General features: G+C 69.9%; 3 protein-coding genes, 3 pseudogenes and 2 riboswitches. Of the genes and pseudogenes, 2 read left to right on the top strand and 4 right to left on the bottom strand.

Annotation, left to right across the window (positions count from 1 at the left end; all coding sequences use genetic code 11):
- From x551_RS15690 to gcvT, 4 genes and pseudogenes are all read right to left on the bottom strand, one after another.
- Window positions 1-402 (bottom strand): beta-eliminating lyase-related protein (locus x551_RS15690; protein WP_036249381.1); only part of this gene is annotated, 402 nt, incomplete at its 3' end.
- Window positions 399-3,409 (bottom strand): annotated as a pseudogene (gene gcvP / locus x551_RS15685) (aminomethyl-transferring glycine dehydrogenase). The gene x551_RS15690 and the pseudogene gcvP, both read right to left, overlap by 4 nt.
- A gap of 107 nt (window positions 3,410-3,516) precedes the next feature.
- A complete protein-coding gene (gene gcvH, locus x551_RS15680) occupies window positions 3,517-3,891 on the bottom strand; it encodes a glycine cleavage system protein GcvH (RefSeq protein WP_036234054.1) in 375 nt (124 codons plus the stop codon).
- A gap of 76 nt (window positions 3,892-3,967) precedes the next feature.
- Window positions 3,968-5,112 (bottom strand): annotated as a pseudogene (gene gcvT, locus x551_RS15675) (glycine cleavage system aminomethyltransferase GcvT).
- Between the two features lie 43 nt (window positions 5,113-5,155).
- Window positions 5,156-5,272: riboswitch (glycine riboswitch) on the bottom strand.
- A 9-nt stretch (window positions 5,273-5,281) separates the two neighbouring features.
- Window positions 5,282-5,384, bottom strand: a riboswitch (glycine riboswitch).
- A 186-nt stretch (window positions 5,385-5,570) separates the two neighbouring features.
- Between gcvT and x551_RS15670 the strand changes: the two are divergent.
- Together x551_RS15670 and x551_RS27520 are read left to right on the top strand one after the other, a co-directional pair.
- Window positions 5,571-7,739, top strand: a complete 2,169-nt coding sequence (locus tag x551_RS15670) for an EAL domain-containing protein (RefSeq protein ID WP_231497716.1) — start codon at window positions 5,571-5,573, stop codon at window positions 7,737-7,739.
- 95 nt (window positions 7,740-7,834) lie between these two features.
- Window positions 7,835-8,011, top strand: a pseudogene (locus x551_RS27520) (acyl-CoA synthetase); the annotation flags it as partial.

The following is an 8,011-nucleotide window of genomic DNA, read 5'->3' as shown; positions in this document are numbered from 1 at the left end:
ATCGCGGCGCCGGCGGGCCGCGGCGTCCAGCGCCGCGGGCGTGAGCTTCGCGCGCCGGGCGGCATCGGAGCCGTCGTCGCAGGTCAGCAGCGAGACGCCCTGGCCCATGAAGCCCACCGCATTGCATTCGTCCGCCGCGATGTGCGCCAGCGGGGTGCACACCACAGCCTCGTAGGGTCGGCACAGCGCGGCGAGCGACAGCGCGTTGGCCGCGGTGCCGTTGAAGACGAAGTACACCTCGCAGTCGGTGTCGAACACCCGGCGCACCGCGTCGCAGGCGCGCTGCGTCCAGACATCGTCGCCGTAGGCCGGCGCATGGCTGCCGCCGTTCGCCTCCAGCAGGGCGGCCAGCGCCTGCGGTGCGAGGCCGGCCCAGTTGTCGCTGGCGAACTGGTCCTTCATGCCTGCTTGTCGGCTTCGGCGTAGGCGCTCAGCGGCACGCAGCTGCAGAACAGGTTGCGGTCGCCGTGCACGTTGTCGACGCGACCGACCGGTGCCCAGTACTTCTGACGCCGCAGGCTGCTCACCGGGTAGGCGGCCTCCTCACGCGAGTAGGGGTGCGGCCAGTCGGCCTTCAGCAGCGCCTCGGCGGTGTGCGGCGCGTGCTTGAGCGGGTTGTCGTCCTGCGGCCAGTGGCCTTGCTCGACCCGGGCGATCTCGGCGCGGATCGCGATCAGTGCGTCGCAGAAGCGGTCGAGCTCGTGCAGCGACTCGCTCTCGGTCGGCTCGACCATCAGCGTGCCGGCGACCGGGAAGCTCAGCGTCGGCGCGTGGAAGCCGTAGTCGATCAGGCGCTTGGCCACGTCCTCGGCGCTGACGCCGCTGCTGTCCTTCAGCGGGCGCAGGTCGAGGATGCACTCGTGGGCGACACCGCCGCCCTTGAGCCCGTCGACCTCGCCGCTGAAGTGGATGTCGTAGTGGTCGGCCAGCCGCGCGGCGATGTAGTTCGCGCTCAGGATCGCGGTCTCGGTCGCAGCGGTCAGGCCGGCTGCACCCATCATGCGGACGTACATCCAGCTGATCGGCAGCACCGCCGCGTTGCCCAGCGGCGAAGCACTGACGGCCCCCACGCTCGGCCCTGCGGGCACTTCGCTGCCCCCCGAGAGGGCGCTCGCCACCTTGGGGCGGCCCGGCGTCGGCTCGACCGCGCTGCCGACGTAGGCATCCACGGAGCTCGCCGAGGCGCCCGTGCGGTGCGTCGGCAGGAAGGGCACCAGGTCCTCGACCACGCACACCGGGCCCACGCCCGGGCCGCCGCCGCCGTGCGGAATGCAGAAGGTCTTGTGAAGGTTGAGGTGGCTCACGTCGCCGCCGAACTCGCCCGGCGCGGCCACGCCGACCAGCGCGTTCATGTTCGCGCCGTCCACGTAGACCCGGCCGCCGTGCTGGTGGACCAGTGCGCACAGCGCCTTGATGTGCGGGTCGAACACGCCGTAGGTCGACGGGTAGGTGACCATCACGGCGGCCAGTTGCGAGCTGTGCTGCTCGCACTTGGCGCGCAGGTCGTCGAGGTCGACGTTGCCTCGGCGTCGCACTTCGTCACCACCACGCGCATGCCGGCCATCTGGGCGCTCGCCGGGTTGGTGCCGTGCGCCGACTCGGGGATCAGGCAGACGTCGCGCTGCGCGTCGCCGCGCGAGGCATGCCAGGCCTGGATCGCCAGCAGGCCGGCATATTCGCCCTGCGAGCCGGCGTTGGGCTGCAGGCTGATGCCGGCGTAGCCGGTGGCCTCGCACAGCCACTGGCGCAGCTGGGCGTCGAGTTCGGCATAGCCGGCCAGCTGCTCGGCCGGGGCGAACGGGTGGATGTGCGCGAACTCGGGCCAGGTGATCGGGATCATCTCGCTGGTCGCGTTGAGCTTCATGGTGCACGAACCCAGCGGGATCATCGTGCGGTCGAGCGCGAGGTCCTTGTCGGCCAGGCTGCGCAGGTAGCGCAGCATCTCGGTCTCGCTGTGGTGGCTGTTGAAGACCGGGTGGGTCAGGTAGGCGCTGGTGCGGCGCAGCTCGCTGGGGATCAGCGGGTCGGCGCCGTGCGCGAACGCAGCGACGTTGGGCACCATGCCCTCGGAGCGCGCGAACCATGACCACAGCGCGGTGAGATCTTCGCGCGTGGTGGTCTCGTCCAGCGTGATGCCGAGCTGCGTGGCCGACAGGCGTCGCAGGTTCGCTCCGGCATCGCGGGCGCGGCGGGCGATGGCATTGGTTTCGATGCCGGTCTCGACGCACAGCGTGTCGAAGGCGCTGTCACCGGCGAGCTCGAAGCCCATCGCGCGCAGGCCGTGCGCCAGGATGGCGGTGTAGCTCGCCACGCGCTGCGCGATGCGCTTGAGCCCCTGAGGTCCGTGGTAGACCGCATACATGCTCGCCACCACCGCCGGCAGCACCTGGGCGGTGCAGATGTTCGACGTGGCCTTCTCGCGGCGGATGTGCTGCTCGCGCGTCTGCAACGCCAGCCGGTAGGCGGGCCGGCCGTGCGCGTCGACGCTCACGCCGGCCAGGCGTCCCGGCATCGAGCGCTTGAACTCGTCACGGCAGGCCAGGAAGGCCGCGTGCGGGCCGCCGGCGCCCATCGGCATGCCGAAGCGCTGGGTGCTGCCGATGGCGATATCGGCACCCCATTCACCGGGCGGCGTGAGCAGCGTCAGCGCCAGCAGGTCGGCGGCGACGACGAAGGCCGCACCGCTGGCATGCGCCGCATCCACATAAGGCTTCATGTCGTGCACGATGCCGCCGGTCGCCGGGTACTGTGCGATCACGGCGAAGTACTCGTGCTGCGCCATCAGCTCCGGCACCAGGCCCACCAGCACCTCGATGCCCAGCGGCCGCGCGCGCGTGCGGATCACCTCGATGGTCTGCGGGTGGCAATCCGAAGCCACGATGACCGTGGCGCTCTTGCTCTTCACGCTGCGTCGGGCCAATGTCATGGCCTCGGCGGCGGCGGTGGCCTCGTCGAGCATCGAGGCGTTGGCGATCGCCATGCCGGTCAGGTCGCACACCATGGTCTGGAAATTCACCAGCGCCTCGAGCCGACCCTGCGAGATCTCGGCCTGGTAGGGCGTGTAGGCGGTGTACCAGGCCGGGTTCTCGAGGATGTTGCGCAGGATGACGCCCGGCGTGTGCGTTCCGTGGTAGCCCTGCCCGATGTAGCTGCGGTACACGCGGTTCTTCGCGGCGATCGCCTTCAGCTCGGCCAGCGCCTGGACCTCGCCGACGGGTTCGGGCAGCACCATCGGGCGCGCGCGGGCGATGCTGCGCGGGACGATGGCCTCGATCATGGCCTGGCGCGAAGCCGCGCCGATCACCGACAGCATGTGCTGTTCGTCGGCGGGATCGATGCCGATGTGACGGCCGGCGAAGTCGGTGGTGTGTTCGAGTGCGGCGAGGGGCAGGGCGAGGGGCCTGAGCATGGTGTGCTCCGTGAGGGAAGGAAGGGCGGTGGACCGGACAGCCAGGGGGGTCGTGACAGCAGGAGGACAAGCAGGCGGCCAGCGGGATGGCGTGGCCGCGTGGTGCCTCAGAGCGTCTTGAGCAGCGCGTCGTAGCCGGGTGCGTCCATCAGCTGGTCGAACTCGGTCATGTCGGCGATCCTGACCTTGAAGAACCAGCCCTCGCCCAGCGGGTCGCTGTTGGCCAGTGCCGGGTCGTTGCGCAGCGCCTCGTTGACCTCGACCACCTCGCCGCTGACCGGCATGTAGAGGTCGGCCGCCGCCTTGACGGACTCGACGACGCCGGCGATGTCGCCCTTCTTGTAGGACGTGCCGACCGCCGGCAGGTCGACGAACACCACGTCGCCGAGCGCATCCTGCGCGTGCAGCGTGATGCCGACGACGGCGGCATCGTGGTCTTCGATGTTGATCCACTCGTGGTCGGTCGTGAACTTGGTGGTCATGGAGGCTCCTGAAAGGATGGACGGCCTGAGTCGAGCGTGGGCCGGAAGGTTGACGAAGAGGGGCGAGGCTGGAGTGTCAGGCACGCACGTAGCGGTGCGGCGTGAAGGGCAGGGCGACCACGCGCATGGGCAGCCGCTTCCCGCGCACCATGGCGAACACCTCGTCCGAGACGGAGGCATGGTTGCTGGCGATGCAGGCCATCGCGATCGGCTGGTTGACGGTCGGACCGAGGGTGCCGCTGGTCACCCGGCCGATGCGATGGCCGTGGCTGTCGACGAGTTCGGTGCCTCGCGCACCGGCACCCGCTCCAGGCCGATCAGGCCCACGCGGCGCTCGCTCACGCCGCCGGCGTACTGGGCGTCGATGACGGTCGCCCCGGGGTAGCCACCGGCCCGCGCGCCGCCGGCGCGCCGCACTTTCTGGATGGCCCAGGACAGTCCGGCCTCGATCGGCGTGGTGGCGGTGTGGATGTCATGCCCGTAGAGGCACAACCCTGCTTCGAGGCGCAGGGTGTCGCGCGCGCCCAGGCCGGCCGGCGCGACCTCGGGCTGGGCGAGCAGCTCGCGCGCCAGCGCCTCGGCGTGGGTGGCCGGCACCGAGATCTCGAAGCCGTCCTCGCCGGTGTAGCCGGAACGGGTGAGGTAGCAGTCGGAGCCGACCAGCGTGAAGGCGCCGCCGGTCATGAAGGTGAGGGCGCTCACGCCGGGGTTCAACCGCGCCAGGGCCGTGACGGCCTTCGGCCCCTGCAGGGCCAGCAGCGCTCGCTCGGGCAGGGGCTGCACCGTGCAGCGGTGGCCGATGTGCGCCTGCAGGTGGTGCAGGTCGGCGTCCTTGCAGGCGGCGTTGACGATCAGCAGCAGGTCGTTCTCGCGCCGGGTGACCATCAAGTCGTCGAGCAGGCCGCCGCCGGCGTTCGTGAAGAAGGCGTAGCGCTGCTTGCCGACACCGAGGCCGAGCACGTCCATCGGCACCAGGGTCTCGAGCGCGAGCGCGGCCTGCTGCAGGTCGTCGCCAACCAGCCGGATCTGGCCCATGTGCGACACGTCGAACAGCGCGGCCGCATCGCGGCACTGGCGGTGTTCGGCCAGGATGCCGCTCGGGTAGTTGACCGGCATGTCGTAGCCGGCGAAGGGCACCATCTTGGCGCCGAGTTCGCGGTGGAGCGCGTGCAGGGGCGTGGTGAGCAGGGGGGCAGCAGGGCTGCCGGCTAGTGCGGACATCTCGACTCCAAGGGCATGAAGGAAACCACCGTTGCCGGTGATGCCTGCCCTCGCTGTCCGCTTTACCTGAGAGATTGGCCGGTTCCGGTGTGTCGCACCTCGACCCGCTTGCCCCTTCGGTGGGCTGCCCCGGGTGCAGCCTCTCTCCAGTGAGGACGCCTCCGCTGGGAGGCGTTTGCCAGTCCTTTTGCCTGAGCGTTCGAGGTGTGTCCTCTGCGCCTTCGGCGGCTGCCGTCGGTGTGCTGACGGCAACGCTCTCCTGACGGTAACGATTATATGCACACGATCTCCTATTGATGCACGGCGGCACCACCGGCGTGACCTGTGCACGACCGCGGCGCGCCCGCGCCGCTGCGGCAGAAGGCTCAAGTCCGCGCCCGGCGCGCCGATACCTTTCCCGATGCACGCCCGGCGTGCTGCGCAAGGGGCCGGCGAACGGCCCGACAGGAACCTTCCGCGTGTCCTTGCTCCAGCCCTTGTACGACCCCCGCGTGGTCGTGCTGTCCATCGCTGTCGCGATCCTGGCTTCGTTCGTCACGCTCGAACTGGCCAAGCGCGTGCGCAGTGCCGACCGCGTGCTGTCGATGTGCTGGTGCATCGGCGGCGCCCTGGTCATGGGCAGCGGCATCTGGTCGATGCACTTCGTCGGCATGCACGCCTTCAGCCTGACGATCCCGCTCGGCTACCGCGTTTCGACCACGCTGCTGTCGTGGGGCGTGGCGCTGCTGGTCTCGCTGGTGGCGCTGGGGATCGCCGGGCGGGAGCAGCTGTCACGCAGCCTGCACGTGTGGGGGGCGCTGGCGATGGGCGGCGGCATCATGGCGATGCACTACATCGGCATGGCCGCACTGGAGATGGCGCCGGGCATCCAGTGGGATGCGCGCTGGGTGGCGGCATCCGGGTTGATTGCGGTGAGCGCATCCGCTGCCGCTCTGCGGATCTTCTTCTGGATGCGCCGCCATGCCGGCTGGCCGGCGCTGGCCTACCAGTGCGCTGCAGCGGTGGTCATGGGACTCGCGATCAGCGGCGTGCACTACAGCGGCATGGCCGCTGCAGGCTTCCCCGAGGGCAGCGCCTGCCTGAGTCTGGACGGCATCAACGGCGACTCGCTGGTGCTGATCGTCAGCGTGGCCACCGTGCTGATGCTGACGATCACGCTGGTGACCTCGGTCTTCGACCGGCGCATGCAGGCCACCGCGGACGGCCTGTCGCAGTCGTTGCAGCAAGCCAACGAACGCCTCCAGTCGGCCAACGACGAACTGAGCCGCCTGGCCTACCAGGACGCGTTGACGGGCTTGCCCAACCGCAGCTACTTCGAGTCGCGCCTGAGCCAGGCGGTCGCCCGTATCGAACGGCTGCGCGAGCTGCCGACGCCCTCGGCATCGGCGGGCCTGGCGGTGCTGTTCATCGACCTCGACGGCTTCAAGCCGATCAACGATTCCTACGGTCATGCCCATGGCGACCTGGTGCTGCAAGCGGTGGCCGTGCGCCTGCGCGAGGCGGTGCGCGCGGCCGACACGCTGGCCCGCCTGGGCGGCGACGAATTCATCGTGCTGGTCGAGGACGTGAGCTGCGCGGGGGATTGCATCCACGTTGCGAAGCGCGCCCTGGCCAGCATGGGCGAGCCGCTCGTCGTGGTCGGCCAGCCGGTCCACCTGTCGTGCTCGATCGGGGTGGCGATGTACCCCGACGCCGGCGACGCCAGGCGCCTCATCGCGCACGCCGATGCGGCGATGTACGAGGCGAAGCGGGGTGGCGGCAGCACCTACGCGGTCTACGAGTCGGCGATGAACCAGGGCGCCGACCAGCAGGTGGCGCTGTACAACGATCTCGTCACGGCGATGGAGCGTGGCGAACTGCAACTGCACTACCAACCCAAGGTCGATCTGCGTACCGAGACGATCCGCGGCGTCGAGGCGTTGATGCGCTGGCGCCATCCCCAACGGGGCATGGTGAGCCCGGTGGCCTTCATCCCGGTGGCCGAGCGCTTCGGCTTGATCAACACGCTCGGCGCCTGGGTCATCGACGAAGCCTGCCGGCAGCTGAGCGCCTGGGCCGACGAAGGCCTGCACATGCGCGTGGCGATCAACCTGTCGGCGCACCAGCTCATGCAGGCTGACCTGACGGAGCGGGTGGCCGACGCACTGGCGCTGCACCAGGTCGAGGCTTCGCAGCTGATCTGCGAGATCACCGAGTCGGTCGCGATGGAGGACACCCGCGTCACCCAGCGCGCGATCGACGGCCTGCTGGCCATCGGCGTGCAGCTGTCGATCGACGACTTCGGCACCGGCTACTCCAGCCTCAGCTACCTGCGCCAGCTGCGGGCCCGGCAGCTGAAGATCGACCGCAGCTTCATCCGCGACCTGGCCGGCAGCAGCGACGCCCGCGCGGTGGTCGATGCGGTGATCCGGCTGGCCCATGCGCTGGGCATGCAGGTGGTGGCCGAGGGCGTGGAGGAGACCGACCAGCGCGACCTGCTGGTCGAGATGGGTTGCGACCAGCTGCAGGGCTTCCTGTATGCCAAGCCGATGGCGGCCGACGACATCTCGTACTGGGCGCGCCACCGCGGCGAGCAGCACACGGTGCCGTTCTCCGACTCGACGCTGGCCGACACGATTCCGGGTTGACCGCGCTGCCGGCCGAGCGCCGGCTGTGGGATAGTCTTTCCGACCCGCCGCACGAGCGGGCCTGTCGCCGAGGCGACGGCACGAGGAGATATCCCATGAGCAGCAACATCAGCATCTACGAACAGGGGTTGGACCAGACCGCGGCGAACTTCGTCGCACTCTCGCCCGTCAGTTTTGTCGAACGCAGCGCCGAGGTGTTCGGCGACCTGCCGGCCGTCGTGCACGGGGCGCGCCGACAGACCTGGGCGCAGACGCGCGAGCGTTCGGCGCGG

It is taken from the genome of Methylibium sp. T29 (assembly GCF_000576205.1).
GTDB classification, from domain to species: domain Bacteria; phylum Pseudomonadota; class Gammaproteobacteria; order Burkholderiales; family Burkholderiaceae_C; genus Methylibium; species Methylibium petroleiphilum.
The sequence above is the reverse complement of the archived record's forward strand: the minus strand, read 5'-3'. Positions and strand labels throughout refer to the sequence as shown.

What these genes read in the sequence shown, in the direction of transcription:
- gcvH (WP_036234054.1), bottom strand. Translation starts at nt 3,891, where the DNA reads ATGACCACCAAGTTCACGACCGACCACGAGTGGATCAACATCGAAGAC.